The 25,821-nt window shown below is 69.6% G+C and carries 22 protein-coding genes and 1 pseudogene; 16 read left to right on the top strand and 7 right to left on the bottom strand.

Going from position 1 to position 25,821, the window contains the following annotated elements; translation table 11 throughout:
* The first annotated feature begins 237 nt into the window (after nucleotides 1-237).
* Both OHA19_RS21415 and OHA19_RS21410 read left to right on the top strand, forming a co-directional pair.
* Nucleotides 238-867, top strand: coding sequence for a sigma-70 family RNA polymerase sigma factor (locus tag OHA19_RS21415; protein ID WP_405751167.1), 630 nt, complete (start codon nucleotides 238-240; stop codon nucleotides 865-867).
* Nucleotides 868-1,367: 500 nt separating this feature from the next.
* Nucleotides 1,368-1,583, top strand: coding sequence for a DUF6243 family protein (locus OHA19_RS21410; protein WP_388188510.1), 216 nt, complete (start codon nucleotides 1,368-1,370; stop codon nucleotides 1,581-1,583).
* 215 nt (nucleotides 1,584-1,798) lie between these two features.
* Here the strand turns inward: OHA19_RS21410 and OHA19_RS21405 are convergent, their stop codons facing one another.
* A complete protein-coding gene (locus OHA19_RS21405; RefSeq protein WP_405714275.1) occupies nucleotides 1,799-2,431 on the bottom strand; it encodes a TetR/AcrR family transcriptional regulator in 633 nt (210 codons plus the stop codon).
* A 115-nt stretch (nucleotides 2,432-2,546) separates the two neighbouring features.
* On the opposite strand from OHA19_RS21405, the gene OHA19_RS21400 reads away from it, so the two are divergent.
* Nucleotides 2,547-3,497 carry an alpha/beta fold hydrolase gene (locus OHA19_RS21400; RefSeq protein ID WP_405714277.1) on the top strand — a complete coding sequence of 317 codons (951 nt, stop codon included), beginning with the start codon at nucleotides 2,547-2,549 and terminating at the stop codon, nucleotides 3,495-3,497.
* Between the two features lie 619 nt (nucleotides 3,498-4,116).
* Nucleotides 4,117-4,251, top strand: coding sequence for a hypothetical protein (locus OHA19_RS21395; RefSeq protein WP_405722186.1), 135 nt, complete (start codon nucleotides 4,117-4,119; stop codon nucleotides 4,249-4,251).
* A gap of 138 nt (nucleotides 4,252-4,389) precedes the next feature.
* On the opposite strand, the gene OHA19_RS21390 is transcribed toward OHA19_RS21395, so the two are convergent.
* Both OHA19_RS21390 and OHA19_RS21385 read right to left on the bottom strand, forming a co-directional pair.
* Nucleotides 4,390-7,530, bottom strand: a complete 3,141-nt coding sequence (locus tag OHA19_RS21390) for an FG-GAP-like repeat-containing protein (protein ID WP_405714279.1) — start codon at nucleotides 7,528-7,530, stop codon at nucleotides 4,390-4,392.
* A 391-nt stretch (nucleotides 7,531-7,921) separates the two neighbouring features.
* Nucleotides 7,922-8,428 (bottom strand): MarR family winged helix-turn-helix transcriptional regulator, encoded by a 507-nt coding sequence (locus tag OHA19_RS21385; protein ID WP_405714281.1) that lies wholly within the window; start codon nucleotides 8,426-8,428, stop codon nucleotides 7,922-7,924.
* A gap of 196 nt (nucleotides 8,429-8,624) precedes the next feature.
* Here OHA19_RS21385 and OHA19_RS21380 point away from each other — a divergent pair.
* The 3 genes and pseudogenes from OHA19_RS21380 to OHA19_RS21370 form a co-directional block, all read left to right on the top strand.
* A pseudogene (locus OHA19_RS21380) lies at nucleotides 8,625-8,779 on the top strand (nitroreductase family protein); the annotation flags it as partial.
* A gap of 183 nt (nucleotides 8,780-8,962) precedes the next feature.
* A complete protein-coding gene (locus OHA19_RS21375) occupies nucleotides 8,963-10,204 on the top strand; it encodes an MFS transporter (protein ID WP_405714283.1) in 1,242 nt (413 codons plus the stop codon).
* Nucleotides 10,205-10,287: 83 nt separating this feature from the next.
* Nucleotides 10,288-10,815, top strand: coding sequence for a cupin domain-containing protein (locus tag OHA19_RS21370; RefSeq protein ID WP_405714285.1), 528 nt, complete (start codon nucleotides 10,288-10,290; stop codon nucleotides 10,813-10,815).
* 186 nt (nucleotides 10,816-11,001) lie between these two features.
* On the opposite strand, the gene OHA19_RS21365 is transcribed toward OHA19_RS21370, so the two are convergent.
* Both OHA19_RS21365 and OHA19_RS21360 read right to left on the bottom strand, forming a co-directional pair.
* Nucleotides 11,002-11,598: a hypothetical protein gene (locus tag OHA19_RS21365; RefSeq protein WP_405714287.1), complete on the bottom strand. Its 597-nt coding sequence runs from the start codon at nucleotides 11,596-11,598 to the stop codon at nucleotides 11,002-11,004.
* Between the two features lie 764 nt (nucleotides 11,599-12,362).
* The gene (locus tag OHA19_RS21360) at nucleotides 12,363-12,848 is read right to left on the bottom strand and encodes a hypothetical protein (RefSeq protein ID WP_405714289.1); all 486 of its coding nucleotides are present in this window, start codon (nucleotides 12,846-12,848) and stop codon (nucleotides 12,363-12,365) included.
* A 56-nt stretch (nucleotides 12,849-12,904) separates the two neighbouring features.
* On the opposite strand from OHA19_RS21360, the gene OHA19_RS21355 reads away from it, so the two are divergent.
* Nucleotides 12,905-14,116 carry an IS4 family transposase gene (locus OHA19_RS21355; protein WP_331734825.1) on the top strand — a complete coding sequence of 404 codons (1,212 nt, stop codon included), beginning with the start codon at nucleotides 12,905-12,907 and terminating at the stop codon, nucleotides 14,114-14,116.
* Nucleotides 14,117-14,318: 202 nt separating this feature from the next.
* Here the strand turns inward: OHA19_RS21355 and OHA19_RS21350 are convergent, their stop codons facing one another.
* Nucleotides 14,319-14,834 (bottom strand): GNAT family N-acetyltransferase, encoded by a 516-nt coding sequence (locus OHA19_RS21350; protein ID WP_405714291.1) that lies wholly within the window; start codon nucleotides 14,832-14,834, stop codon nucleotides 14,319-14,321.
* A 360-nt stretch (nucleotides 14,835-15,194) separates the two neighbouring features.
* Here OHA19_RS21350 and OHA19_RS21345 point away from each other — a divergent pair, with 360 nt between their 5' ends.
* Nucleotides 15,195-16,478: an LAETG motif-containing sortase-dependent surface protein gene (locus tag OHA19_RS21345; RefSeq protein ID WP_405751164.1), complete on the top strand. Its 1,284-nt coding sequence runs from the start codon at nucleotides 15,195-15,197 to the stop codon at nucleotides 16,476-16,478.
* Nucleotides 16,479-16,669: 191 nt separating this feature from the next.
* Here OHA19_RS21345 and OHA19_RS21340 read toward each other — a convergent pair whose 3' ends face one another.
* The gene (locus tag OHA19_RS21340; protein WP_405714295.1) at nucleotides 16,670-18,022 is read right to left on the bottom strand and encodes a phosphatase PAP2 family protein; all 1,353 of its coding nucleotides are present in this window, start codon (nucleotides 18,020-18,022) and stop codon (nucleotides 16,670-16,672) included.
* 313 nt (nucleotides 18,023-18,335) lie between these two features.
* Between OHA19_RS21340 and OHA19_RS21335 the strand changes: the two genes are divergently transcribed.
* From OHA19_RS21335 to OHA19_RS21305, 7 genes are all read left to right on the top strand, one after another.
* Nucleotides 18,336-19,505 (top strand): hypothetical protein, encoded by a 1,170-nt coding sequence (locus OHA19_RS21335; RefSeq protein WP_405751162.1) that lies wholly within the window; start codon nucleotides 18,336-18,338, stop codon nucleotides 19,503-19,505.
* 454 nt (nucleotides 19,506-19,959) lie between these two features.
* Entirely contained in the window at nucleotides 19,960-20,883 is a 924-nt protein-coding gene (locus OHA19_RS21330) for a hypothetical protein (protein WP_405751160.1), read from the top strand.
* Nucleotides 20,884-21,347: 464 nt separating this feature from the next.
* A complete protein-coding gene (locus tag OHA19_RS21325) occupies nucleotides 21,348-22,574 on the top strand; it encodes an ATP-binding protein (RefSeq protein ID WP_405714301.1) in 1,227 nt (408 codons plus the stop codon).
* Nucleotides 22,571-22,975 (top strand): roadblock/LC7 domain-containing protein, encoded by a 405-nt coding sequence (locus OHA19_RS21320; RefSeq protein WP_405714303.1) that lies wholly within the window; start codon nucleotides 22,571-22,573, stop codon nucleotides 22,973-22,975. Before OHA19_RS21325 ends, OHA19_RS21320 begins: the two co-directional genes overlap by 4 nt.
* The gene (locus OHA19_RS21315; protein WP_405714305.1) at nucleotides 22,972-23,346 is read left to right on the top strand and encodes a DUF742 domain-containing protein; all 375 of its coding nucleotides are present in this window, start codon (nucleotides 22,972-22,974) and stop codon (nucleotides 23,344-23,346) included. The genes OHA19_RS21320 and OHA19_RS21315 overlap by 4 nt, the downstream gene beginning before the upstream one ends.
* Complete coding sequence (locus OHA19_RS21310) at nucleotides 23,321-23,911, top strand: GTP-binding protein (RefSeq protein WP_405714307.1); 591 nt, start codon at nucleotides 23,321-23,323, stop codon at nucleotides 23,909-23,911. The genes OHA19_RS21315 and OHA19_RS21310 overlap by 26 nt, the downstream gene beginning before the upstream one ends.
* A 173-nt stretch (nucleotides 23,912-24,084) precedes the next feature.
* Nucleotides 24,085-25,476 (top strand): cytochrome P450, encoded by a 1,392-nt coding sequence (locus tag OHA19_RS21305; RefSeq protein ID WP_405714309.1) that lies wholly within the window; start codon nucleotides 24,085-24,087, stop codon nucleotides 25,474-25,476.
* The last annotated feature ends 345 nt before the right edge of the window (nucleotides 25,477-25,821 follow it).

Raw genomic sequence — 25,821 nt, 5'->3', positions numbered from 1 at the left:
AGGCATTCCGGAGGACGTACACCCTCCGGCGCACGACCGGTCGCCGACCGGCTCGTCGCCGTACCCGCACGCAGCGGGAGTCCCCCGGCACACCCGGCCCCGAAGGGCCCGGGTGCCCCATTCACCGGAGACCCGGACCCGTCCTCTGCACCGCAACGCGCGCAGTTGCCGCAACGCGCCCCGCGCCGTCACCGGACGCCCGGGTGCCGGACCGATCCGTGAAGGACACATCTGGCGATGAACACCACGCTGCCCGCCCCGCGCGGGTCCCAGTGCGCCTCCGTCCCGCGCGACAGGACCGAGACGGACGCCGCCGCGACCGGCTGGGCGCTCGCCGCCCGCGCCGGGGACCGCGAGGCCGCCGACGCCTTCGTACGGGCCCTGCACCGCGACGTCGTGCGGTACGTGGCCCACCTGTCCGCCGACCCGCAGGCCGCCGAGGACCTCGCGCAGGACACGTTCCTGCGCGCGCTGCGCACTCTGCACCGCTTCGAGGGCCGCTCGTCGGCCCGCACCTGGCTCCTCACCATCGCGCGCCGCGCCGTCGTCGACGACTTCCGCAAGGCCGCCGCGCGGCCCCTGCTCGCCGACACCGACGACTGGCGTGCGACCGTCGAGCGCGCCCAGCCGACAGGGCTGCCCGGCTTCGAGGAAGGGGTGGCGCTCCAGGAACTCCTGGCCGCGCTCCCGTACGACCGCCGACAGGCGTTCGTCCTCACCCAGTTGCTCGGGCTCTCCTATGCGGAAGCCGCCCGCGCGGCGGACTGCCCGGTCGGCACGGTCCGCTCCCGGGTGGCCCGCGCGCGCACCGCGCTGACCGCTCAGCTGGAGCGCGGCGAGACGGAGGCTCTGGCGCAGGCCGCCTAACGCGCACCGGGGCCGCTCCCGCGCCGGGGCGGCCCCGGTACCGCCGCGCGAAACGTCGCGCGCCCCCTTGGTAGTCGGATCCAAACCATACGCAGTTCCCCGGTTACGCGGGCCGTCGGGTTCCCGGCGGTCCGTTTCGCTTGTCGAGTCGGTCATGGGCAGGCCATGACCCGGCTGTCGCGTCGGCGTGCGCCGGGTTCCACGGATCCGGTGCTCATGTCGCCAGTGTGCTCGTGGCCACTGACCATGCCCTTGGCGGCCCAGTGACGTCCGTCTGGACCCGCCCCGGGCGCGCGACGACCACCGGGCGGGTGCTCGCGGGGCGGCGAAAGGCTTGGTGCGCGGGGCCGACGGGACCGGGTAACGTCATTGTCATGTTCTTCCAGACGCCGATTTACGAGTGAGAGCGTGATGGGCCCCTGCTGACGTCCCTCGACGTCGCCGCGCCCGTCCCCCACCGATGAATCCCTAGATCACTTCACATCATTCCGGGAGAACCCATGACCGTGAGCAAGAACATCAACAACCCCGTGGGCATGGGCGGCGGCCAGCGCAAGAGGCTGTCCCGCGCCGAACGGCAGAACAACGGTCCGCACCGCAACCTCGACCGCCAGGGTGCCGCCGACCGGAAGGCGGAGCTGGTGCGCAAGATGCGCGAGAAGGCCGGCGCAGCCGAGGGCGCCGGACAGACGGGCGACGACACCGCCCAGAGCTGACGCACCGCCGCCGCAGGGCGGCACCGCACGGGGCGGGGCCCGGACCGCGACGCACGGTCCGGGCCCCGCTGCCGTACCTGGGCTCTGCGGCCGTGGCGGGCGCGGCCGGTCCCGCTCAGCTCTCGGCCGACCACCCGCGTCTCAGCCTTTGGTGAAGGCCTCTCGGAGCCCACACGCCGTTCGCGTGCCACACGCGCCCTGGCCATGCGTCAGATTTAGCCCGCCGCCCCGCTCACCGAGGTCTCTGTGGTCGAGAAGATCCGGTCCAGATGGTGGCGAAGTACCGCGATGGCCGACTCCGGACTCCGCTGGCCCACGAGGATGCTGGTGCCCATGGTCGCCGTCATGGCGAGCAGGCTGATCGCCTCCGTGCGCGCGGCGATACCAGGATCGGCCAAGCCTGACGCCTGGGCCTGTTCGAGCAGCCCGGTCAGGGCGTTCTCCGCGGCGTCAGGGTTGTCGATGAAGGGCTGGGCTGCCAGCGCCTCGTCGGTCACGGACAGGATCGAGTAGGAGCTGTAGAGGAGGTGGAAGGTGCGGCCCTCCTCGTCGGTCGGAAGGGAGGCCAGCAGCAGCGCCTCGATCGTCGCGCGCGGGCCCGGGTTCGTACCGGCGGCACGGAGACGGGCAGCCACTCGTGCGGTGAAGCGGTCAGTCAGGTGCTGGAGCCCGTAGAAGAGCAGTTTCTCCTTGGTCTCGAAGTAGTACTGCACGAGCCGGAGTGACACGCCGGCCTCAGTAGCCACGTCCCGCATGCCGACAGCGTGCAGTCCGCGCCGGCCGGCGACCTGAATGAGCGCCTCGGCGATCTGGTTGCGCCGTTCCTCGTGGTCCACGCGCTTCGGCATGTTCTCGCGTCTCCGCCCGTCGGTGATGGATCAGTGACCCCTTTTCATGGTACCGCCGTATCAACATCATGGTACGGTCGTATCACGAAGAACGGATCTCCCAGGAGGTGCCACCGTGCCCGACAACCCGACACGTGTACGCCGCGACGTCGGCCGCTACGTCAACGACACCCTGCGCGACCGGTACTTCGCCGCCTGCGACGTGCTCTACGCGATGGGCGCGCCCGCCCGCTCCGAGACGGACGTGGAGACGAGCTTCGGCACCACGCACGTCTACCGGTACGGCCCCACCGACCCGGCTGCCGAGTCCCGCACTCCGGTGGTCCTGATCCACGGCGCGGGGTACTGCTCGGCGATGTGGTACCCCAACACCCCCGCGCTCAGCGCCGAACGGCCCGTCTACGCGCTCGACACCCCCGGCGACGCCGGGCGCAGCGTCCACCGCGAGCCCATGTGGCAGCCCGAGCGCGCCGCGCAGTGGATGGACGAGGCCCTCGACGCGCTCGGCCTCGACCGGGTCCATCTCGTCGGCTCGTCCTACGGCGGCTGGCTGGTGCTCAACCAGGCGCACCGCCGGCCTGAACGGCTCGCCTCCGTCACCGCCCTCGACCCTGGCGGCCTGGAGAAGGTGGGCCTGCGCTTCTTCGCCTGGGTCTTCGTGAGCCTCTTCGCCAGCTTCGCTCCCGAAGCGCTGCGTCCACGCCTCGCCTCCTGGCTGGAGCAGCCGGTCATCGCCGTTCCCGAGTTGCGGAAGTGGGTCCAGATAGGCGCCCGGGCCTTTCGGATTCGCCGTCCCGCACCTCTGCCGCTGGCCGAGGACGCGCTGCGCTCCATCCGGACCCCGCTCTACCTCATCATGGGCAAGCGCAGCCTTCTGGTGCACCCGCAGCGGCAGTTGGAGCGCGTTCCGCGCCTGATTCCCGGCGCCCGCGCCGAGATCATCGCCGCCACCGGCCACGGACCGCAGATCGACCACCCCGACGTCGTCAACGCCCGGATGCTGGACTTCATGGAGGACGTCGACTCTCCCGACTCGGCCGCCGTCGACGGCGCAGTCGACGCGTAGGAGCTGCGGCTGGGGATACGGGGGTCGGCGTGGCGGCCATGAACCACCGGCCCCGAAGGAAACCCACACACGTGCTCGGATCCCGCCTCGGCGCTCGCGAAGCCGCAGCGCTGATAGCCGCGAACATTCCTGCAGGCAGTGGCCCGGCCGTCGAAGGAGGCTGGCCGCACCCGCCGCCCACCGAGCCCCCAGTGATCGTCGACACCGACGGCTGACGCCGACGGACCCGATCACATCACTGTGCCGTACTGGGATGCTGGGGAGACGCCGCCGCCGCACTCGGCAAAGTCTTCGCTCTCCCGGCTCTCGTGGAGAAGGAAACCGGACTGACGGCCTACGGCCCCAGATGGAACTGCCGGTCGCAGACACGCCGCCACAGCCGACGGCGCTCATGTCGCAGCTCACCGGGGATCTACGCAATCGGTACGGAGCCTGATCCCCGCGTCACTCGCCAGGCGGCGATCCTGCAGGTCGCACCAGCGGTGACCGTGCCACAACGTGCCAGTGCGGTCAGCCCGCGGCCGGTCCGGGTCCGGCCGGCATGCCGGTGTACGCGCTGATCACCTGGTCCAACTCGCCGTAGCGGCGGTCGAACCCGAACGGCTTCATGGACACGGCGATGGACCTCTACAGGCAGATCGGGACAGTGGGTGAGTACGACGAAGCCGTGCGGGCTGCTCGGCTCACGCCTGAGGACGACACGCGCCGCGCGCACATCGACCGGCTCGCGCCCGGCGAGCACCACACTCAGTGAGGGCGGTGGGCTGTCGGCCCCAGCCCGCACGGCTGCATGGAAGTGGATGGTGCCCCGCGCATCTGTGACTCGGCGCCGCAGCTCGACGAGAAGGTGTAGGGCCCGCCGGACGTACGGCGGGCCCTGCGCCTTGGTGCTCTAACTCACGCTGGTGAAGCTCTGCCAGCCAGTGCCGATCTTGACACCGGATCCGATGCCGCCGGTGCCGTTGCCGGCATAGCAGTACAGGTCGCCGGTCTTGGTGCGGCCGAGGATGTCGTCCTTGCCGTCGCCGGTGAGGTCGCCGATGCCGACGAAGTCGGCCATGCCGCCCCAGCCGGAGCCGATCTTCGTGCCGGAGGAGATGGTGCCCTTGCCGGTGCCGTAGTAGCGGTAGAGGTCGCCGTTGGTGGTGCGGGCGACGACATCGGCGTGCCTGTCGCCGTTGAGGTCACCCGCGCCGACGATGGTCAGGCCCTTCCAGCTGGTGCCTATCCGGCCGGTACGGGTGAAGCCGCCCGTCTTGGTGCCCGCGTACAGGTACAGGTCACCCGTCGCGGTCTGCCGGGCCACCAGATCCGGGATGCCGTCGTCGGTGAAGTCGCCCGAGTAGGTCAGGCCGTCGAATGCCGTCCAACCGCTGCCGATCTTCGTTTGCGAGGTGTCCGGGGTGACGACCTTGCCGCGCTCGGGGGAGTAGCGGTACAGGAAGCCGTCCTTGTCGGTGACCAGGGTGTCGCTGGCGCCGTCGCCGTCCAGGTCGCCGAAGGGGACAACGGTGGAGGCGGTGGGCCAGGTGCCGCCGTCGGCTTTCGCCGACACCCTGCCGGTGGCATTGCCCTGGTAGACGAGCAGAGAGCCGTTGGTGCCGCGGGCGTAGAGATCCGGGTAGCCGTCGTCACCGACATAGTCGCGGCGCACGGCGGCACCGCCGGTCACCGACACCGTCCCGAGGACGGAAAGGTCGGCCTGGACACCGTCGGCGGGCTTCGCGGTCAGGGTCCAGGTGTAGGCCCCGCTCGGTACGTACTTGCCGGCCGCGTCCTTGCCGTCCCACGACGGCGCGACCAGCCCTCGGGCCTCCCCGCCGGTGAGCGTCCGTACCGTCTGCCCGGTCGCCTTGTTCGTCAGCGTCAGTGCCCACGACCCCGCAGGCTTCGACAGCCACCAGCGCGGCTTCCACGCACCGGCCTTGATGTCCATGGCGGGCGTGTCGACGTCGATGACGGCGATCTGGGAGGCAGGGACACCGGACGGGACGATGCGCACCCGGCGATCCGCACCCACGTACGCGACGTGCCCTCCGAAGCGGTCGACCGTCCAGCCGGAACGCCGCCCGGTCCGGTCGCCGAGCTCGGCGGCGGTGGCGACCACCCGCTGGGGCAGGTCGGCCTCCCCGCCGCTGGCCGGGAGTCCGCTGTGCAGGTCGACGAGGGTGAGGCCGGCCGCGTCCGAGCGGCGGACGAGATAGCCGTCGCCGAGGAGCGTCTCGTCGGGCCCGAGCTTCAGGTACTTCTTGGCCTGCCGGTCGTAGACGCCGGCGCCCTTGAAGTCGTGCCAGTAATCGCTGCACCGCCAGTACACCCAACGGCCCACGGCCTGGAGATCACTGGGGACGCAGCCCGCGTCGAAGGACTCACCGACAGCACCCGTCGACAGGTTCTTCGCTTCCACCCGGGTGGGCACGCCCGAGGTGGTGTCGTCCCACCGGCCGAGGGCGCTCCACAGAGTGTCGCCCCAGACGGAGGCCGCGGCCGGCTCCCGCTTCAGGAGCACGTTCCCGGTGGCACTGTCCTTGAAGTGAAGAACCGCCTGCTGTCCGCCCGATGCCTGGTTCACGATGCCGAACCGACCGGAGAGGTCCACGAGTTGCGGGCTGTAGAGTCCGGAGGTCACCTGTGGCCCCCACGGGGCGGCACCGTTCCGGTAGAGCATGGTGACGTCCTGCTCGGTCGCGGCCTTGCGTCCGTGATGCCCGTCGCCGCTCGCGAACATGGTCACGCAGTAGGTACCTGCTGTCGGGCTGCAGTCGTCGTCCCGGCCGGATGCGACGCCGTCGACGGTCGATTCGAGCTCCTCCGGACGGCCGGAGGTCTTCAGCCAGGTGCTCCGGTAGCCGCCGATGGTGGTGGCGGGGTCGTAGTGCTTCGAGTCGTCGGCTGTGGTGAGAATGCCGCTGCCCAGCGAGATGCCGGCCGGCCTGGCTTCCCGGTCCTCGATGTCCGCCAGGCGCTTTCGGGTGATGGTGCCGTCCGCGGCGCGGGTGAAGAGGTAGTACCCCCAGTCGAGTGCGCCGTAGGAGGTCTTCTCCTCCGCGCCGGCCACCAGGATCGAGCCGTCGGGCGTGCGGTGCACCGAGGGGGAGGCGACGGCCAGCAGGGAATTCCAGCTCCCCGAGGCGTCGCGCAGGACGAGCTGGTTGCCCCGGTACCCGCCGTCGTTGCCGGGGCTGGGCGGGGTCACGGTGACGAAGTCGTCGCCGAAGCGCCGTACGACGTCGTTGTACGAGGCCACATCCCGCAGGTCGACGGTGGTCGGCTCCGCGTCCAGGTCGTCACGGCGATACACCTGGGCGGCGTCGCCGGACGGGGCGCCGAGATGGAAGACGGTGTCGCCGTCGAAGGAGACGCTCTCGCCCCGCGTGGAGAGCGCCTTCACGCTGCCGGTGGCGAGGTCGACGACCCACCACCCCTGAGACATCGTGGTGTCCTCCCACTTGATGCCGCGGACAGCGACGGACCGGGCGTCGCCCTCGCTGATGGAGAGATTCCACCCCTCCGGCAGACCCTCCAGTTTCCGGTCCCGCACCTCGCCGTCCTCCAGGCGCAGGAGGTGCAGGCTCGTAGCCGCCTTCTCGGTGCCGGTCCGGGTGATGACGGTGTCGCCGTAGGTCGCGACGTATGTCTGACCCACGGGGATCGGGACCGTGGTCGCCGGTCCGGCGTCTGCCCGCTGCTGGAGCGTCACGTGCGGAGTGGGGGAGTCCGCGTAGAGGGCGACGGTGTCGGAGCCATGGCCGAAGTCCGACGGGTACTGGGCGAAGCGGAACTCATCCACGTTGTAGGCGAGCGGCTCGCTCAGCCGGTGGTCGAGGGTGGTTGTTGCACCGGTGCCGTAGTCGATCCAGCGGAGGCGGTCGTCACCCTCCTGGGCTGTGAGGAATCCGGTCTCACCGGCGTTCAGGACAATGGTGGCGCGGGGCACGAAGCGTGCGCCCGGGCTGATGACGACGGGATCGGCGGACGCGCCGCGGGTCTCGGCGACGGCCGTCCCCGCAGCGGTGCCTATTCCGGCGGTCACGGCAAGCGTGACGGTGAGAGCAATACGACTGAGTACGCGCTGCTGGCGCGTGGCCCGTCTGTTCAGCGGACGAATCACGAAAGAAGCCCCTCCCCAAGGTGATCGACACAGGGGGAGCGCCTGTGGAACCGCCACTCGTCCCCGCGCGAGAGGGCGACAGTACCAGGAGAGATCACCACACGACAGCCAGTTTCGAACCTGTTCAAGAACCGGCCGCAGCCCGCCCCCGCCAGCCCACTTGCTGGACCAGCAGCACTGGTCGGGACGGTCCAGTGCCTGGATCCGGGCCTTCTCGTCGGCACACAGGGCGACCGCCCTCGCGGGCGGGTGGTGGTACCGGCCGACGACGTCGACGGCCTGTCACCTCCGGTTCACGGCTGTCGGACGGACCTCACTTGATGGTGCTGTCGCCGAGGGTCTCCAGCACCTGCCGGAGGCCCTCGGCGGTCTTCTCGACCAGGTCGCGGTCCACATCGGCGAGCAGCCGTGCGTAGTTCGCCAGATGGTCGGCGAAGGCGGCACGGGTGACCTCGTGTCCGTGTTCGGTGAGACGGATCTTGACGGTGCGCCGGTCGTCGCCTTCCCGTACCCGCTCGACCAGGCCCTTGGCCTCCATCCTGTCGATGCGGTTGGTGATCGCACCGGAGGTCACCATGGACGCCTTGAGGAAGGATCCGGCGGTGAGGGCGTAGGGCGGCCCTGAGCGCTGCAGTGTGGTGAGTACGTCGAACTCTCCGTGCTCCACCCCGTGCGCGGCGGCCGAGGCCTTGGCGGACTTGTCGACCACCCGGGCCAGCCGCTGGATCCGCCCGAAGAGCTCCACCGGCCAGAGATCCTCGACCACGTCGGGGCGCTCCTTGGCCCACTGACCGATGATCGCGTCCACGGCATCACTCATCGCCACATTCCTCTCAATGGACATCTTCTCAACGTTAAGAGACTTGACGTTGAAGGAGTCGGGCTGCTTTTATCTCAACGTTGAGATTATCAAGGCTGAACGACAGGAGCGCTCGATGTCCTCGCTCACTCTCCAACCCGCAGCCCCGGACCTCCTCTTCCGTGAGGCCCGTACCGCCCACCCGGTCACCGGCGCGCCGGTGACCGGGTTCGACTTCCCGGGGTCCAGAAGGAGTTCCTGGACGACGACCACACGCCGCTGATGGTCGTGAACATCGGCCGTCCCGGCGCGGACGCCTGGCACGCGCGCTCACCGCGGCTCGCCTGCGACGAGGTCGTCACCACGGTCTGAGCGACCTGCTCCACCGAGCCGCCCCGGCTGCTCGGACCACCAGAGCCTCGGCCCACAAGAGCCTCAGGCCGTCGGAGCCTTGGACCACAAGAGCCTCACACCGTCGGAGCCTCGGACTGTCCCGACCGCCTGGGCGCATACGCGAACCGTCCGCGCCAACCGCCTCGCCTTCCGGAGCCCGCCATGCCGCTGCTCGACCGAACCCACCCCCGCGCCACCGAGCAGAAACCGGCCCCCGCTGCCGCGCGGGGATCGCGTCATGTCCCCACCGCCTGGCTGGCGTTGCTGGCCGCGCCGCTCGCCGCGAGCGCCAACAGCCCGGTCCTGATCCTCCCGGACATGGCCGACTCGCTCGCCATCCGTACGGCCACGGCGACCTGGCTCGTCACGGCGTTCGCCTGGGCCGTCGCCGTCGGCACCCCGCTGATGGCGGGCCTGCAACGTCGCCGCGGGCTGGGCAGCACGCTCCGGCTGAGCACGGCCCTGATCGTGGCCGGCACCGCGGTCGTCGCCGTGGCGCCTTGGCTGCCGCTGGCCATGGCGGGCCGGGCGGCCCAGGCGATGGGCGGCGCGGGCCTGGTCACGGCGGCGATGAGCCTGGCGGGCTCGGTCCGCAGGATGGGCGTGATCACAGCGGGCTTCGGAACGCTGGGCGCGGTCGGGCCGCTGCTCGGCTCGGCGATCGCGAGCTCGGCCTCCTGGCGAGCGTCCCTCGCCGTCGGGGCGGTCGCACTCCTCGCGCTGCCGGCCGTCATGCGCCACGCCGACCTGTCCGCACCGCAGCAGAGCTCCCCCTTCGACGGCCGGGGCGCCGCCCTGCTGACCCTGATGGCGACGGCCCTGGTACTCATCCCGCGCTACCCGCTCCCAGCCGTGACCGCCTCGTTGGTGATGGCCGCGCTGCTGGCCCTGCACATCCGGTCCAACCCCACAGGCTTCGTCCCGGCATCGCTGCTGCGCACCAGGGCGTTCGTTCTCTCCGCCGCGCTCGCCTGCACCTTCGCGACCTCGTACTTCACGCTGCTCTTCACCGTCCCGCAGCTGCTGCGGGACCGTACCGGCTGGTCGACCTCCACGATCGGCACCGGCCAGTTGGCCGCCCTCCTCGCAGGGTCGGCGCTCTCCATGGTGCTGGCCGCCGCCTCGGCCCGGATGAGCCGTCCGCGGGTCCTGACGATCCTGCTCACGACCGGAGCCCTGGCTCCGCTCACCGCAGTACTGACGCCCTGGGCGCCACTGCTCCTACTGGTCGCGACGCTGGCCGTCTTCACGACGAGTGCGGGCCAGGCGACTCTCGCGGTGTTCGCCACCCAGGCCGCGCCGACCGACCAACGCCCCACGGCTATCGGCCTGTTCAACCTCTGCTACCAGCTCGGCGGCGCCTTCGGCCCGGCGATCGCGGCCCTGATCACCATGGGCGGCTGAATCGCCCTGCCCCGGTCTCCGGCGCGACGCCGGAGACGACCAGTACGACAGCCATTCACAATCCCAGGATCATGATCATGATCATGAACACGAACAAGGAGACACCCACCATGTCCACGTCCAAGACTCCGCCGGCAGCGCTACTGACCCGTCACGCGGATGCCGAGACCTGTGCCGACCCGAGCAGTGTGATGACCCTTCTGGCCGACTCGGACGGCACGGCAGGCGGCATCACGAGCTACCGGTCCACCTTCGCGAAGGGCGCGGCAGGGGCACCGGCCCACCTCCACACCAAGGCAACGGAACTGTTCTTCGTGATCAGCGGAGCTCTGCAGGTTCTGGTGGGCGAGGAAGTCACCGTCCTCGAGGAAGGCGACTTCCTCGCGGTGCCTCCCCACACCCCGCACGCCTTCGCGGCTGCCCCGGGCCACGAAGCGGATGTCCTCTTCGTCTTCACTCCCGGCATGGGCAGGTTCGACTACCTGCGCCTGCTCGGCAGGGTGATGCGCGGCGAAGCGGACCCGAAGGAGATCGCCGAGTCCTCGGAGCGTTTCGACAACCACTACGTCGACAGCCCTGTCTGGCGCGCGGCGCTGGAGCGTTCCGCCTGATCGACTCCACGACCCGGCCCGGGTGGCCCGGCCCTGCCACGCAGAACGCTCGGCTGGGGAACTCCAGCCGAGCGTCTGACCGAACTGCTGACAGCAGCCGCTTGACCAGCGGGTTGCTACGCCCTCTTGAATCCGTCACCGGGAGCGGGCTTGTGCCTCCGGTGTGGCCTCCAGGCTGCCGTCAGATCAGATCGTCGGTGTTTCATCGACGATCTCCTTGTGCGGTTCGACAACGAACTTCCAGCCCTCACTGGGCTCCAGGAACCGCACTCGGGTCGGGTAGATGTCCAGGGCGCGGCGGTCGCGGTTCTGGCTCGCGTTCTTCCGCACCCGGGCCGGCTCCTCGTACAGGTCGACCTTGACGTCCGGCACCGCGACGACTTCCTCGCTCCAGCGCTGAACGACCCCCGCACCGAACGCGTCCCGCGCGGCGGAGTAGAGCGACTCCAGGGATTCCTTGTTCCCGCTGGGCACGAAGAGGGCAAGGTTCAGGAGGACACCGGCACTCTGGAGAACCTCGATTTCCTCCCCCGCCTTGTCAGCGATCCAGATCCCACCCTCTTCGGCGTTGTCCGGGAGGACATGGATCTCCTCACCGAAAACTGTCCTCGCAGCGAAGGACCCTCCCTCGAAATTCTTGCCCGGCTCCGTAAGGAAAGCCGGGGCATAGCAGTTGAGAGGAAGGCCACCCATCCCCGCCGAGACGAAGATACCGTCCTGGAGACCCAAGCCTGAAATCTCCTCGGCCGTGAGACGTCGAGCCGTAACCTTCTCGGTATTCACGCCATTCCCCTTTTAATCGCGGCGCCCTGTGAATTCATTAAGACCCTACCACGAAAAGGATCAACCACTCCCCCTTACGCATGCCTTCGCACCCACGGTGACACCGGCCAACCCTGCGGGCATTTCCTGCCGGGATACCAGCGGACAACTCCTCCTGCATCACCGAGGAAACGCGGCACTCACAGAGAAATGCAGCGATACCCAAGAGGTGCCGTCCTGCTTCGGCAGGGGCGCCGGCAACGACGCCGGTCACCTAGGGCTGTCCCGTAATCCCTGGTGGACCAGCGCGCGGCGTCGGACGCGGTGCATCGCGAGGCGGAGGGGCGCCCGAATACTGGATGCATTCGGGCGTCCCGGCAAAGCGGCGAAGGGTGGAGGTCTCCCCTGCTCGAGCGCGGTCGAGAGCTCGGGGAAGTGGCTGTCGTCGCATGCTCGCCAGGGATTACGGGACAGCCCTTGGGCAAAGGCGGTCGGATTTCCGTCGCGAGGACCGTGCCGGCCAGGGGCAACGCAAGCAGGTTACGCATTCACAGCACTCTGTGTTCACATCTGGACAAAGCGCCGGACTGTGCGCATCGAGCGACAATTCCTATCGAAATCAAAATCGCGTGGGCTTTCCGATTCAGCGACATGCCGGCGACTGCGAACCATCACGTAAAGTTCTGCGATTACGGAGGTCGACAGCGGTCTCCGCCAGTTTCTGGATCGCAAACTCAGCCCTGGCATACAGAAGTGCGGACGAGAAACACAGAAGCGCGCGGAACTCATGGCTCCTGGCCCGGCGGGGAGGACAGGCTTGCGCGGGCTGCGGCCATGAAGGCAGCCTTGTGCCCCTCCAAGTGCTCGTTGACCTCGGTGTCGCCGATCTCGCGCCATACCGCTTGGTTGAGCGCGCGACCGTACGCGTGGACAGGGGCGTGCAGGTTCGGATCGCAGAGCAGCACGAGATGTCGTTCAGCAACCCAGAGCGTGGTCATGGTGGCGGCGGCATGGCCACTCCAGCCGTCGTCACCGCCCCATGCGTCCGGGCGGCTGTAGGCCGCTCGTTCGGCTTGCTGTGCGCACGCGATGAATTCCTTGATCGCCTGGAGCTGTTCGGCCCGCCGCGCCTCACCGGTGGCCGCCCTCATCCGTCGTTCCTCGGCCCGCTCCGCGGACCGCTGGACGGCGCGCTGGGAGAGGGCCGTCAGCCCACCGCCGAGCGCGACACCCGTGAGCGCGAGGACCGAAGTCCACACCTCCAAGGCCACACTGTCCCCCTAAGACCAATACCGTTCAGTTAAGTGCTTCTGGGTTATCGTGGGGGATGCCGCGTTCTGGTTGGGTGAAGCCGTCGTCTGATGTCCGGTTGTCGGATTTGGTGTCTGTGGGGTTGCTGACGCGGGTGTTTCCCGCGGATGTGGTTGACGCGGTGATCGAGGAGGCGGGGCGTACCGAGCGGCGTCACCGGTCGTTGCCCGCACGGGTGATGGCGTACTTCTCGATCGGGATGGCGCTGTATTCGGATGGCTCCTACGAGGATGTGTTCGCGCAGCTCACGGACGGGCTGTCGTGGGCGTCGGGGTGGTCGGAGTCGTTCACGCCGCCCTCGAAGTCGGCGATCTTCCAGGCCAGGTCTCGTCTGGGGTTCGAGCCGGTGCGGGATCTCTTCGCTCGGGTTGCGCGTCCGCTGGCGGGGCCTGGCACGCCGGGGTCGTGGCTGGCCGGGCGTCGCCTGGTGGCGATCGACGGGACGTGCCTGGATGTGGCAGACACGGCAGCCAACGCGGAGTTCTTCGGGCGGCCCGCTTCCAGCCGGGGGGAGCGGGCCGCGTTTCCGCAGGCCCGCCTGGTGGCATTGGCGGAATGCGGCACCCATGTGGTCTTCGACGCTGCCACCGGCCCGTGCAGCGTGTCGGAGATCGAGTTGTCCCGGCAGCTCGTCGGGCGGCTGGAGCCGGGCCAGCTGGTCCTGGCAGACCGGGGCTTCTACGGGTTCCGCCTCTGGCAGCAGGCCGCGGCCACGGGTGCGGATCTGCTCTGGCGAGTGAAGACGAACCTGCGGCCCCGGTATCTGGAAACCCTGGCCGATGGGTCCTGGCTGGCCCGGATCGTCCCGACGTCGGGCACGAACCGGGCCACGACGGAGCCGCTCACGGTCAGAGTGATCGACTACACGGTCGATGACGGCCGGGACAACGCCGAGGAGTACCGGCTGTTGACCACGATCCTCGACCCTGCCGAGGCCGGCGCCGAGGACCTCGCAGCCGCCTACGCCCAACGGTGGGAGATCGAGACCACCTTCGACGAGCTGAAAACCCACCAGCGCGGGCCCCGCGCGGTACTGCGCTCGAAAGCCCCCGACCTTGTCCAGCAAGAAATCTGGGGACACCTGTGCTGCCACTACGCCATCCGCACCCTGATGGCCGACACTGCCGCACTCTCCGGCCACGACCCCGACAGAGTTTCCTTCGTCAAAGCCCTCCGCATCGCTCGCCGTTCAGTCGCGCAGAGCGCATTTCCCCCCTCCGGGCGCTGACGCAGCCGACGCGATCTGGCATCACGCCATCCGATGGCTCACCCAACACCTCAACCCAACACGCCGAAAACGCTCACACCCCCGAGTCGTCAAACGCAAAGTCCTGAAATGGGCCGCGAAACGCTCCCACCACACACACTGGCCCCAGCCCAAACACAGCCCCCACATCACCATCCAAGCCACTAACTGAACGGTATTGCCCCTAAGACAAGTCCTTGCGCATCAGCGTGCACATGGTCTCGTACCGGCGCAGCGAACCGTCCGGCGCCTCCACGTCCCAGGCGTCCGGCCGGCTGCCGCAGGCCACGTACCCCAGGCGTTCGTACAGCGCCCGTGCGCGTGGATTGCTCTCCTCCACGCCGAGTTCCGCGCGCCGCAGGCCGCGGGACCTGATGCGGTCCTCCGCGGCGCGGATGAGCACGGTGCCCAGACCGCACGACTGGAGGGCCGGTAGCACCCCGAGCTGCCACAGCGTGCCGGCGCCGGCCGCGACCTGGTAGTCGACGCCGCCGATCGCCACCGGAAGGCCCACCGGAGTACAGACCGCCAGGTAGTCCACCTCCCCGGCCGCCGCGCGCTCCAACTCACGGGCCACTTGCACCAGATGGTGCACCGAGCCGGCCCAGGCACAGGCCGGCAGATCAGCGGGCTCCAGGTCGCGGACAAGGACAGGGACAGGGACGACGACCTCGCCGGCCCCGGCGGATAAGGGACTCATGCACCCATCCCAGCAGTCCGAAGAAGATCCGCACAGTGGATTTCGGCGCAGGGTACGAGCCCCGAACGGCACGTGGTGGGGCGGGGCGTGGCGGGGTGACACGTGGCGGGACGGGGCATTCGTGCCAGGGGTATCGGTCCCGGTCCCCGTGGCATTGATCACAGTGAAAGTGCACGGAGTGAGTGCAACTGCACCCTTTCGCCCCTTCTATCGGTCGCGTGCTGTGGTAGCGGCCGGAGCAGGTGAAGGAAACGTGATGGCCGGTCGTCGCCCCGGCCATACGATCACCTCAAGTCGCATCTGCGTGTCCCATTCCGCTGCGACCCCTTCTTCCCTTTTCCCGGACACCGAAGGGCTCTTGTGAAGATTCGCCCGGTTCTTGCCACAGCTGTTGCCGCCGCAGTGACCATGCCTGCCCTCCTGCTGTCGGTCACCCCCGCGTTCGCCGACGACAAGCCGGCAGCGCAGACGCAGGACAAGACGCAGGACAAGCCGTCCATCGCGGAGCTGGAGAAGGCCGCCGCCGCCGCGAAGGCGGCGTACGACGACGCCGTGGAGGCCGAGAAGGCCGCCAAGACGGCTCTGGAAGCGGCCCTGTCCGACACCAGTCCTCTGGCCCTGGCCGCCAAGGCCGCCGAGGCCACCGCCACGAAGGCCGCCGCCGCGAAGGTGGACGCCGACCAGGCGGTCATCGACGCCCAGGCCGTGGTCGACGCCCTCCCGGAGACGGCCACCGAGGAGGAGAAGACCGCCGCCGCGACCAAGCTCACCGAAGCGAAAGCCGGTGCCGAGACCGCCAAGGAGGCCAAGGCCGCCGCCGACGCCGCGGTCGTGAAGGCCCTGGACGAGCGGGACGACGAGCGGGTCGCCGCGGCCCGGAAGCTGGACCAGGCGCAGAAGGCCACCAAGGCTGCGCTCGCCGAGAAGACCGCCGCCGACGAGGCACTGGCCAAGGCGAAGGAGGAGGAGGGTGAGGAGGGCGAGGACTGCGTCCCCGAGCCCGAGCTCACCACGGTCGTCACGGGTCTGCCGTCCACCGTCGTCGCCGGCACGAAGGTCGACTTCAAGCTCCGGGTGACCAACGGCACCGACAAGACGATGGACGAGGTGTTTCCGTTCGCCTACGTCCACGCGACCGACCGGAGCGGGCTCAAGAGCATCGACGACCTGGTGCACCTGCAGTGGTCCTCCGCCTCGTCCTCGAAGTGGAAGACCGTCGACAACGAGCACTACATGGACGCCATCAGCCCGCTGAAGGCCGGTGCCCACGCCGACATCAAGATGCGCCTCAAGATCGACGCGTCGGCCCCCGCGGGCAACGGCATCACCTTCGTCGCCGGTGACTACTTCAACGACAACGGCACCTGCGGCGGGAACCCGGACCTCGAAGGCTACGAGTTCCTGATCGCCGCCGCGGGCAGCAAGCCCGGCAAGGTCGACGACGCCAAGCCCAGCACCACCAAGCCCAACACCTCGGACGTCAAGGCGCAGAGCAGCGCGTCGCGTCCGGTGAGCGGCAGCCTCGCCGCCACGGGCTCGTCCTCCGCGATGCCGCAGCTCGCCCTCGCGAGCGGCGCGGCGCTGGCGATGGGTGCGGGCGCGGTGTTCGTCGTGCGCCGTCGCAAGGCCGGCTCCCACGCCTGACGCATGAGTGAGGCGGGGTGTCGGCCCCGTCCGACGCATGAGGTGGGGTGTTGACTCCGCCCGACGCGTGAGGCGGGGTGCCGGCCTGGCACCCCACCTCACGCGCCGGGACCCGGCCTCGCCGCGCACCGGCGTCCCGGCATCCCCGCCCCACTCGGGCAGCGATCGGTCCGCAACACCGTGCGACACGGTCAGGCCGGTTCGGGTTGCGATTCCGGTTGCCGTGTCGATGTGGTTCTCGGTTCCCACCGGGCCACGGTTCGCACGTAGCCGTAGATCACCGAGGCCATCGCCAGCAGGAGAAGCGGTCCGGCCACCCACGGATGCTTCGCCATCTCCAGCGGCAGACAGCGGTACGACACCAGGAGCGCGGCGAAGACGGCTGTGCCGTAGGCGACCAGCCGGAGTCCCGATCGGTCCCAGCCGTGGTCGTACGAGCGCAGCGCCGCCTCGACGGTGAGCGTGAACACCACGCCGGCGATGAGATCAGCGCCGTAGTGGTAGCCGAATCCCAGCGTGGCGATGAGCGTGGCTATCAGCCAGAACGTTCCCGCGAATCGCAGAACCCGTGGGCCCTTCCGGGAATGGATGAAGATCGCGGTGGCCCACGCCGTGTGCAGGCTGGGCATGCAGTTCCGCGGGGTGATGCCGTCGAAAGGCATGTGCTGCGGGGCACTGACCGACGGCAGCGTTTCCGGCCACAGGTCGGCCACCGCCCACTGCCCGGTGGACGGCGTCTGCGACCACCACAGGCTTACGGACGCCCAGTGCTCGGTGCCGGTGCCGTAGGCGTAGAGCGGCCCGACCACCGGGAAGATCATGTAGATGGCGGGCCCGAGAAGGCCGATCACCAGAAAAGTGCGCACCAGGTGGTGGACCGGGAAGCGGCGCTCGACCGCCACGTTGCGGAGTTGGTACAGAGCGACCAGGACCGCGGCCACCGCGAGCTGGCCGTAGACGATGTCGAGGAAGTTGAAGCCGATCGGGCCGGTTGCCGTGACCAGCCGGCCCACCAGCCACGACGGGTTGCCCAGCGCGTGATCGGCGGTCGCCACGTACTGGTCGAGCACTTCCGGGCGGGTCTTGGAGGTGATGAGCAGCCAGGTGTCGCCGGTCTTGCGGCCGGCGATCAGCAGCAGGCCGAGCCCGACGCCCTTCAGCAGCAGGACACGCTCCCGGCCGGTACGGCGGGTGACAGCGATGACCGCGCAGCCCAGGATCACCCACAGCGCGCCGTTGCCGAAGGGGTGGCCGTCGGTCACCTCGGCGTCGGCCACCCACCGGACCACCCAGAAGGCGGCGTCGATACCGACCGCTGCGCCGAACGCGATGAACCGTTGCCGCCAGGTGAGCACCAGCATCATCAACGCCATACCGGCGTACAGCAGAGAGCCTGATTTGGGGGCGGCCACCACCTCTCGCGCCTGGCTGGCGAGCGGACCCGGCAGGCCGTAGTGGTGTGCGGCGATCTCCAGCGCGACGAGGAAGCCGATGGTCACAACACCCGCAACGGCCCAGAGTTTCGCCCGTGGTTGACGCCACACGGAGAGCGCGTTTCTGAACCTTATTCGCGGGAAAGCCCGAGATATTATTTTTCTCAATTTTCGGCCGATTTTCTATATTTTGGTTAACCGTAAAGGCGGGTTCGTTCGCCACCTTCCGATCGGGGACGCTTTCTCCCTCATGAAGAACAGTCCGCCCAATATGGGACGACGAAAAGATTATCGTCCGGGTTGAGCCGCAGGCTGCGCCGCCCCCTGGGCCGCATCTTCAGCCCGCCGCGGACATGACCGCCCGTCGAACACCCCCCGGCCCGACCCCGGACGGCGGACGGGACGGCGCACTGTTCACAATGCTGTGGACAGGAGCGCGGTACGGGTGGACCGGGGGAAACAGGTGGAGAACTGGGCGCGGCGGCACCGCGGATGGCTCTGGGGGGCGGTCTGCGCGCTCGCCGTACTGACCATCGTCGGGTTCTCGGTCCGGGCGCCGGTCAAGGACTGGTGGCTGGCGCGTGAGGCGTGCGGCGGCAAGCTGCCGGACGGCGACCTGAGGACCGTGTGGCCGGATGTGCGGCTCGGGGAGCAGAAGGAGTCCTTCGACGAGGAACTGGGCGAGTACCACTGCGTGCTGACGACCGACAAGGACACCGTCGTGGTCGCCGTGGACGCCTATCCGGAGGGGACGGACCGGGACGAGGAGCTGTCGTTCGCCGGCAGCGACGCTCCGCCGTACGCCGTGCTGCCGGGCGGGCTGCCCGGCTTCGAGACCGGCAACAGCCTCGTCTACCTGATGCCCGAGTGCCCGCGCGGCGGCAAGGGGTCCGCCGGGGAACACCGCAGGCTGCTGGTGGGGACCTGGGCCTACTTCGCCAAGAGCCGCGAGGAGAAGGCCGCCATGCTGCGGCTGGCGGTGCGGATGACGAACGAGGTGACCGAGAAGCTCGGATGCGGGGGCGAACCGCTGCCCGCGCCCGAGGACGGGGCGGTGCCGGACAGGGGCGCGTACGTGCCCCGCGCACAGGCGAAGGGCACCGCCTGCGAAGCGCTGGCCACCACCCGCGTACCGGCGGAGGGGCGCGACGGGCAGGTGCGCATCGCCGTCGCCGACGGCGGGGTCGTCGGACGTTGCACCCTGTACGCACCGCGGGGGACCGCCGCCGACGACACACGGCCGGGCCGGCCTCTGGTCCACCTCACCAGTTGGCTCGGTGACTGGGGTACCGGAGTGCGCGAGCTGGGATCGGGTACCGACCGGCTGCCGGTGGGCGCGGGTGTCGTACGCAGGCCCGCGTCGAGCGATTCCCGCGCGTGGGCCGTCGCCGAATGCGACGGCGAGGACATCGGCTACGCCGCGCACTGGGGGGACGACTCCCCCTACCGGGAGCCGGGCGAGAAGTCCGGGCCTCCCACGGAGAAGGAGCGGAGTGAGCGCGGCGCGCTGTTGCGTGAGTACGTGGCCGCGTTCGCGAAGGACCAGGTGCGGCGCGGGAAGTGCACGGGGCTGCGGTTGCCGACCGCGCCGTGAGGGGCGTGCGGGGCGTGAGGGGTGCGAGCGAGGTGTAGGCCGGGAGCGGCGGCGAGACGGCCGCGGTGCTGCCGGTTCACCGGGCCGAGGGCGGCCGGGGCCGGTGAACCGGGCCCGTGGGGTGCGTTCCGGTGACGCCGATGACCACCGGTCGGGAGGCCGACACGGTGATCCTGCCGTCGCGTTCGGCCTCGGGCGGCCACTCGGCCGGTGGGCGGTGCCAGCGGGCACTCGCAGCGGTCACTGTCAACAGGCGCCGTCGGTGGGCACTGGTCGACAGGCACCCTCAGCGGGCACTGTCAGTGGGCGCTGTTAGCTTCCTGCCTGCGTCACCGAGGAGATCGAAGCCGCCCCCACGTCCGGTTTGACCGGTACCTGCCATTCGGTGACGCGTGTGCAGCCCCGTTCCGGCTCACCGGGACGGGCAAACGCTCCCGCAGGAGGAAGAAGCTTGATGAAGAACAGCATGACCGGACGCGGGGCGGCCCGCGCCGCGGCCGTCCTCACGGCGGCGATGACCATGGCAGTGGTGGCGGCTCCACTGTCCGGCACCGCGCAGGCCCACGAAGCGGTCTCGGGTTCGCTCGCGTTCAGCGGCGAGGCGGGCGAGTTCGTCTCCGGCGGACAGTCCCAGGAGTTCACGGCCGGGTCGGTCGAGATGTTCGATGTCTCGGGCCCCACCGCCGAGAGCGCCGTGGGCGTCACGATCGTCACCCCCGAAGGCAAGCGCTGGTCCCTGCACCTCCAGGCCCCCGAGGGCCAGAAGCTCACCGAAGGCGCCACCTACACCGGGGCCTCCCGCTGGCCCGACGCCCGGCCGGAGGATCCGCAGCTGCAGTTCGGGGCGGACGACCGGTGGTGCACCACCAGCACCGGATCGTTCACCGTCTCCCACATCTCCTACGGTCCCTACGGCTACGTCCGTGAGCTCGACGCCACCTTCGAGCAGTACTGCAACGGCTCCACGCTCCCCCTGCGCGGCGAGGTGCACGCCCGCACCGCCGAGCCCCCGGCCGAGCTGGCCATCGGTCTCGGCCTGAACCCCGAGGGCAAGGTCGACACCAAGACCGGCGAGGTCACCGTCGGCGGTACCGCGACCTGCAACAAGCCGGCCCGCATATCGCTCTCGGGCCTGGTCGCGCAGACCCAGAAGACCGGCGAGGTGGTCGGCCGGTACGAGGGCGGGGCGGTCGACTGCACCCCCGGCGCCCCGGTTCCGTGGAACGTCACCATTCCCCCCACCGCCATGGAGCCCGGCACGGCCTTCCGCCCCGGCACCGCCACGTTCCGCGGCTTCGGCAGGGCGGACGACCGCGACTACCCGGTGACCGTCAACGCCGGGGACAACACCGTCCCGATCACGCTGGTCAAGTCCTGACCCGCTGAGGCGTGACGCGTCGCATCGCGGGTGGGCCCGCCCGCGATGCGACGGTGGCGGTCCTCGCGCGGGCGGGCCGTACGGACCCTGAAGGATGTACTGGGCGACGACGCCGCGCCCGTCGCCGTACGTATCGACGCGGCCCGGCAGCTGATCGCCACGGACTCGGGGCCGGCGATCCCGTCCCATGACGGCCTGTCATGGGACCTGCTTGTGAACATTCCGCAAAAAGTGCAACTGGCGTGTCGGTCTTGACAATTGCACACCTGACCGATGTTAAGATCATCTTACTTCCAGTGGGCTGATGGCATATGGGGGCATTCCGGGAGGGATGAATTCCTCGGCCCCACACCCGGAGGGGCTTTCCCTGGGTGGCGCGATCCGCGGCTCGACCGGCCCGGTAATCGCGGCACATGAGGGAGCGTCAAGCCGTATCCATAGCCATGGCACTTGAAGTGAGTCTCATGACATTTGCACAGGGCCCTCTTCTGTGGGCACTGGTTGTCGTCGCGCTGATCGCCGTAGGTGCCGTTCTGCGGGCTCGCAAGACCAATATCGGGCTTCGCAGACAGAACGCCGAACTACACCAGCAACGCGACATGTTGCAGCGTCAACGTGACGAACTCCATGTCGCGCACACGGGTCTGGCACATCAGCACTCCACCGAGCTGGCCGATGTCCGCAAGGACGCCGAGGAGGAGACCAAGGCGGTCCTCAAGGCCGCCGTGCGCACCCTCCAGGGGCTCGCGGACGAGCAGCAGGTGGTCATCGAGAACGCCCAGAACAAGTACGGCGACGACCCCGGCATGCTCGCCGACCTGATGGCCATCGACCACGCCAACAGCCAGTTCGGCCGCCGGGCTCAGGGCATCGCGGTGCTCTGCGGCGGCTGGCTCGGGCGCCGGGAGACCGTCGCCTCCGTCTTCGACGTGGCCCGCAGCGCCCAGGGCCGTATCCGGCAGTTCGACCGGGTCCGGGTCAACGGTCAGGTGAACTTCTCGGTGGTCAGCAAGGCCGTGGAGCCCGTCGCGGTCGTCCTGGCCGAGCTGCTGGCCAACGCGACCAACTACTCCGCCCCGGGCACCCCGGTGGAGATCAACATCCAGGCCGTCCCCACGGGCGTCTGCCTCATCGTCGACGACGCCGGTCTCGGCATGGGCCAGGAGGAGAAGGACCGCGCGGCGGCCCTCCTCGCGCCGCGGGCCGCGATCAGCGTCTCCAGCCTGGGCATTCCCCCGCAGTTCGGTTTCGCTGTCTCCGGCGTACTGGCCGCCCGCTACGGGTTCAAGGTCTCGGTGGACTCCGTATCCCCCTATGGAGGCGTACGCGCGGTGGTTCTCCTGCCCGACGAGCTGCTCACCGGCGACGTGCCCTCGCCGCCCCCGGCCGCCGCCCACCACGAAGCGGGAGTGGCGGCACTCCCCCGGCGTCAGGCGCCCGCGCCGTCCCCGACACCGCTGTTCCCGCCGGCCGCGCAGCCGCTCGCCGCTCCGCAGCCCACCGGGCCCGCCGCCACCACCGCCGGTGGCCTGCCCAAGCGTCGTCGCAAGAGCCCGGTGTCGGTGGTTCCGTCGGCCGAGCCGGGGCCGCCGCGCAGCAACGAGGAGACCGCTTCCCGTCTGGGCGCGTTCCAGCGAGGAACCAGGTCCGGGCGTGACATGACGACGATGGAAGGACCCGAGTTCCAGTGAACCCCGATCTGTCCTGGGTGCTCAACGACGTGCTCCAGGTACCCGGCGCACGGCACGCGATCCTCGTCTCCGCCGACGGTCTGTTGCTGGCCAGCTCCAGTCAGATCGGCCGGGACGACGCCGAGACCGTGGCGGCCGCGATGAGTTCCATGCAGTCGCTGAGCCGGGCCGTCGCGCCCTTCATCGGGGCCCAGGCCCCGGGCCGCTGGCGTCAGACCCTGCTGGAGTACGACCACGGCTGGATCTTCCTGATCGCCGCCGGCACCGGCGCCTACCTGGCGGCGGCCGCCGCGGCCGACGTGGACATGGAGGCCATGTCCTTCCGCATGCAGCAGCAGGTCGCCGCACTGGGGAAGGCGATGACCACACCTCCCCGCCAGGACGCGGGAATCGACGCATGACGACGCCGGGCGAGGAACAGGCGGTCAACAGCGGGTTCGTCCGGTCCTACGTCATCACCGGCGGGCGTGGCCTGCCGGACGCGGAGGGCCTCTCCCTCGTCACCCTGGTCACCATCGCACCCGACCGGCAGCCGCCCCCGAACCCGAGCCCGGAGGTCCGGGCCATCTGGGAGCTGTGCTCCGGCGGCTATCTTTCGGTGGCCGAGGTGGCCGGCCATCTCGGCCAGCCGGTCGGGGTGGCGCGGCTGCTGCTGAACGACTTAGCGGAACAGGGTCATCTGATACGCCGCAAGGCGCCACCGCCGGCTCAGCTCGTTGACAGGAAGATCCTCGAAGAGGTGTTGCATGGACTCCAGGTCCGGTTCGGCTGACAGCATCTATGTGCCGGACGCGGTGCGGCGTGCGGCGAAGATTCTCGTCGTCGGGCACTTCGCCGTGGGCAAGACGACGCTCATCGGCACCCTCTCCGAGATCACTCCGCTGCGCACCGAGGAGCGGATGACACAGGCCGGCGCGCACATCGACGATCTGCGCGGCGCACCCGACAAGGTGACCACCACGGTCGCGCTGGACTTCGGCCGTCTGACGCTCAGCGACGAACTGGTGCTGTACCTGTTCGGCACGCCGGGCCAGCAGCGCTTCGTCGAGCTGTGGGAGGACATGGCCCGCGGTTCGCTCGGTGCGCTGCTGCTGGTCGACCCGGCCCGTCTCGCCGACACCTTCCCGGTGATCGACCTGGTCGAGACGTACGGCCTGGAGTACGCGGTCGCGGTCAACAGCTTCGATCCGTACTCCCGGCATGCCGAGGAGGAGCTGCGCGAGGCGCTCGATCTGCTGCCGGACACCCCGGTGGTGTACTGCGACGCCCGGGACGAGAAATCGTCCGCGCAGGCCCTGATCACTCTGGTCCAGCACCTTCTGGCACACGTGGCCTGAGAGACTGTCGGGTGACCGCCGAAGGTCGCCCGACAGTCTCTGAGAGGCTGTCACCCGACCGCCGTACGACCGTGTTCGGTACGTACGGCCCGAGTCGGGCCATCGCTTCCGGGCCCCGTTCACCGTCCGCCGTCCGGGCCCTCCGGGTCCGCGTTCACACCGAGGAATCACACATGGACTCGTCGCCGGGATCCACCCCGTACAGCGCCCCCACCGGGTGCCCGATGCGCGGTGAGCGCCAGACCTCGCTCTACGGGCCGGAGTTCGCCGCCGACCCGCAGCGCGTGTACGACGAATTCCGGGCGCACGGGCTCGCGGCTCCGATCGAGCTGGCGCCCGGCGTGGAGGCCACTCTGGTCGTGCAGCACGAGGCCGCGCTCCGGGTGCTGCAGAACCCGTCGTACTTCGCCCGGGACTCGCGGCGGTGGGCGGCACTGCGGGAGGGCCGGATAGCGCTGGACAGCCCGGTGCTGCCGATGATGGCGTACCGGCCCAACTGCCTGTTCACGGACGGCACCGAGCACCTTCGGCTGCGCAAGGCGGTCACCGAGAGCCTCGGCCGGCTCAACACCACCCGGCTCAGCCGGGACGTGGAGCGGATCGCCGACTACCTCATCGACCAGTTCATCGAGCGCGGCAGCGCGGACCTGCTCGGCGACTACGCCAAGCTGCTGCCGCTGCTGCTGTTCAACCAGCTCTTCGGCTGCCCCGGCGACATCGGCGACCGGCTGACCCGCAGCATGTCCGCGATCTTCGACGGCGAGGACGTGCTCCGGGCCAACACCGAGCTGACCGAGTGCCTGATGGAGCTCGTCGCGCTCAAGCGGCGCCAGCCCGGCGAGGACATCACCTCCTGGCTCATCCAGCACCCGGCGGGGCTGCGGGACGAGGAGCTCAAGGACCAGCTCGTCATGCTGATGGGTGCGGGCGTCGAGCCGGAGCGCAACCTCATCGCCAACGCGCTGCTCCTCATGCTGTCCAGCGACACCGGGGCCTCGCAGCGGCGGGGTACCGGGATGCTGGTCGAGGACGCCCTCGACGACGTGCTGTGGAACAACCCGCCGATCGCCAACTACGCGACGCACTACCCGGTCCAGGACATCGACCTGGGCGGAGTGACGCTGAAGGCGGACACCCCGGTACTGATCAGTTTCGCCGCCGCGAACAGCGACCCGGCGCTCACCGACGCCCGCCAGACCCTGAGCAAGGGCGCGCACCTGGCCTGGGGCGCGGGCCCGCACGTCTGCCCGGCGAAGTCCCCCGCGCAGCTCATCGCCCTCACCGCGATCGAGAAGATCCTCAACACCGTGCCCGACCTCGCCCTCGCGGTGCCGCCCTCCGCGGTCGCCTGGCGGCCGGGGCCCTTCCACCGTGCCCTGGTGTCACTCCCTGTGCACTTCACCGCCGCGCCGGCCCGCCGGACCACGGCGGCGGTGGGGCAGACGCCCGCTCCGTCCCGGAACACCACCCCGGACGAGACGCCCGGCGCGCGCTACGACCACGCGGAGCCGCAGAAGAAGACCAAGGGCTGGTGGAGCTCCTTCCTGGACGTCTTCAGGGTGTGACGGACCGGCATATGTCCGGGATGTGACGGTCCGGGATGTACGCGGAGCAGTGCACAGGTCGGCACGGGCCGGGATGTACACAGGATGTGACGGTCCCACACATGCCCAAGATGTGACGTACCGGACATGATCAAGGCGCGCCGGACGACTCGTGCGCATAACCCGGCCTATCGCACGCGCAACTGGAGTGACACGGGAGGAAGTTGAGGCACGAGGGGTCGATGACAAGGGGCTGAAGCAGGGTTTCTCTGTGATACGGGCAACATGGATCCACGCATGGCTGGCATATGCGGAGGGGTAGGTTCTGCCGGTAACCATGAGCCCAGGTCAAGGAACTCTGCGTGA

This window comes from Streptomyces sp. NBC_00012 (genome assembly GCF_045040875.1).
Taxonomy (GTDB): domain Bacteria; phylum Actinomycetota; class Actinomycetes; order Streptomycetales; family Streptomycetaceae; genus Streptomyces.
Note: the sequence above shows the minus strand (reverse complement) of the source record. Positions and strands in the feature narration are given on the sequence as shown.

What these genes read in the sequence shown, in the direction of transcription:
- OHA19_RS21415 (WP_405751167.1), top strand. Translation starts at nt 238, where the DNA reads ATGAACACCACGCTGCCCGCCCCGCGCGGGTCCCAGTGCGCCTCCGTC.
- OHA19_RS21410 (WP_388188510.1), top strand. Translation starts at nt 1,368, where the DNA reads ATGACCGTGAGCAAGAACATCAACAACCCCGTGGGCATGGGCGGCGGC.
- OHA19_RS21405 (WP_405714275.1), bottom strand. Translation starts at nt 2,431, where the DNA reads ATGCCGAAGCGCGTGGACCACGAGGAACGGCGCAACCAGATCGCCGAG.
- OHA19_RS21395 (WP_405722186.1), top strand. Translation starts at nt 4,117, where the DNA reads ATGGACCTCTACAGGCAGATCGGGACAGTGGGTGAGTACGACGAAGCC.
- OHA19_RS21385 (WP_405714281.1), bottom strand. Translation starts at nt 8,428, where the DNA reads ATGAGTGATGCCGTGGACGCGATCATCGGTCAGTGGGCCAAGGAGCGC.
- OHA19_RS21375 (WP_405714283.1), top strand. Translation starts at nt 8,963, where the DNA reads ATGCCGCTGCTCGACCGAACCCACCCCCGCGCCACCGAGCAGAAACCG.
- OHA19_RS21370 (WP_405714285.1), top strand. Translation starts at nt 10,288, where the DNA reads ATGAACACGAACAAGGAGACACCCACCATGTCCACGTCCAAGACTCCG.
- OHA19_RS21355 (WP_331734825.1), top strand. Translation starts at nt 12,905, where the DNA reads ATGCCGCGTTCTGGTTGGGTGAAGCCGTCGTCTGATGTCCGGTTGTCG.
- OHA19_RS21350 (WP_405714291.1), bottom strand. Translation starts at nt 14,834, where the DNA reads ATGAGTCCCTTATCCGCCGGGGCCGGCGAGGTCGTCGTCCCTGTCCCT.
- OHA19_RS21330 (WP_405751160.1), top strand. Translation starts at nt 19,960, where the DNA reads ATGAAGAACAGCATGACCGGACGCGGGGCGGCCCGCGCCGCGGCCGTC.
- OHA19_RS21325 (WP_405714301.1), top strand. Translation starts at nt 21,348, where the DNA reads ATGACATTTGCACAGGGCCCTCTTCTGTGGGCACTGGTTGTCGTCGCG.
- OHA19_RS21315 (WP_405714305.1), top strand. Translation starts at nt 22,972, where the DNA reads ATGACGACGCCGGGCGAGGAACAGGCGGTCAACAGCGGGTTCGTCCGG.
- OHA19_RS21310 (WP_405714307.1), top strand. Translation starts at nt 23,321, where the DNA reads ATGGACTCCAGGTCCGGTTCGGCTGACAGCATCTATGTGCCGGACGCG.
- OHA19_RS21305 (WP_405714309.1), top strand. Translation starts at nt 24,085, where the DNA reads ATGGACTCGTCGCCGGGATCCACCCCGTACAGCGCCCCCACCGGGTGC.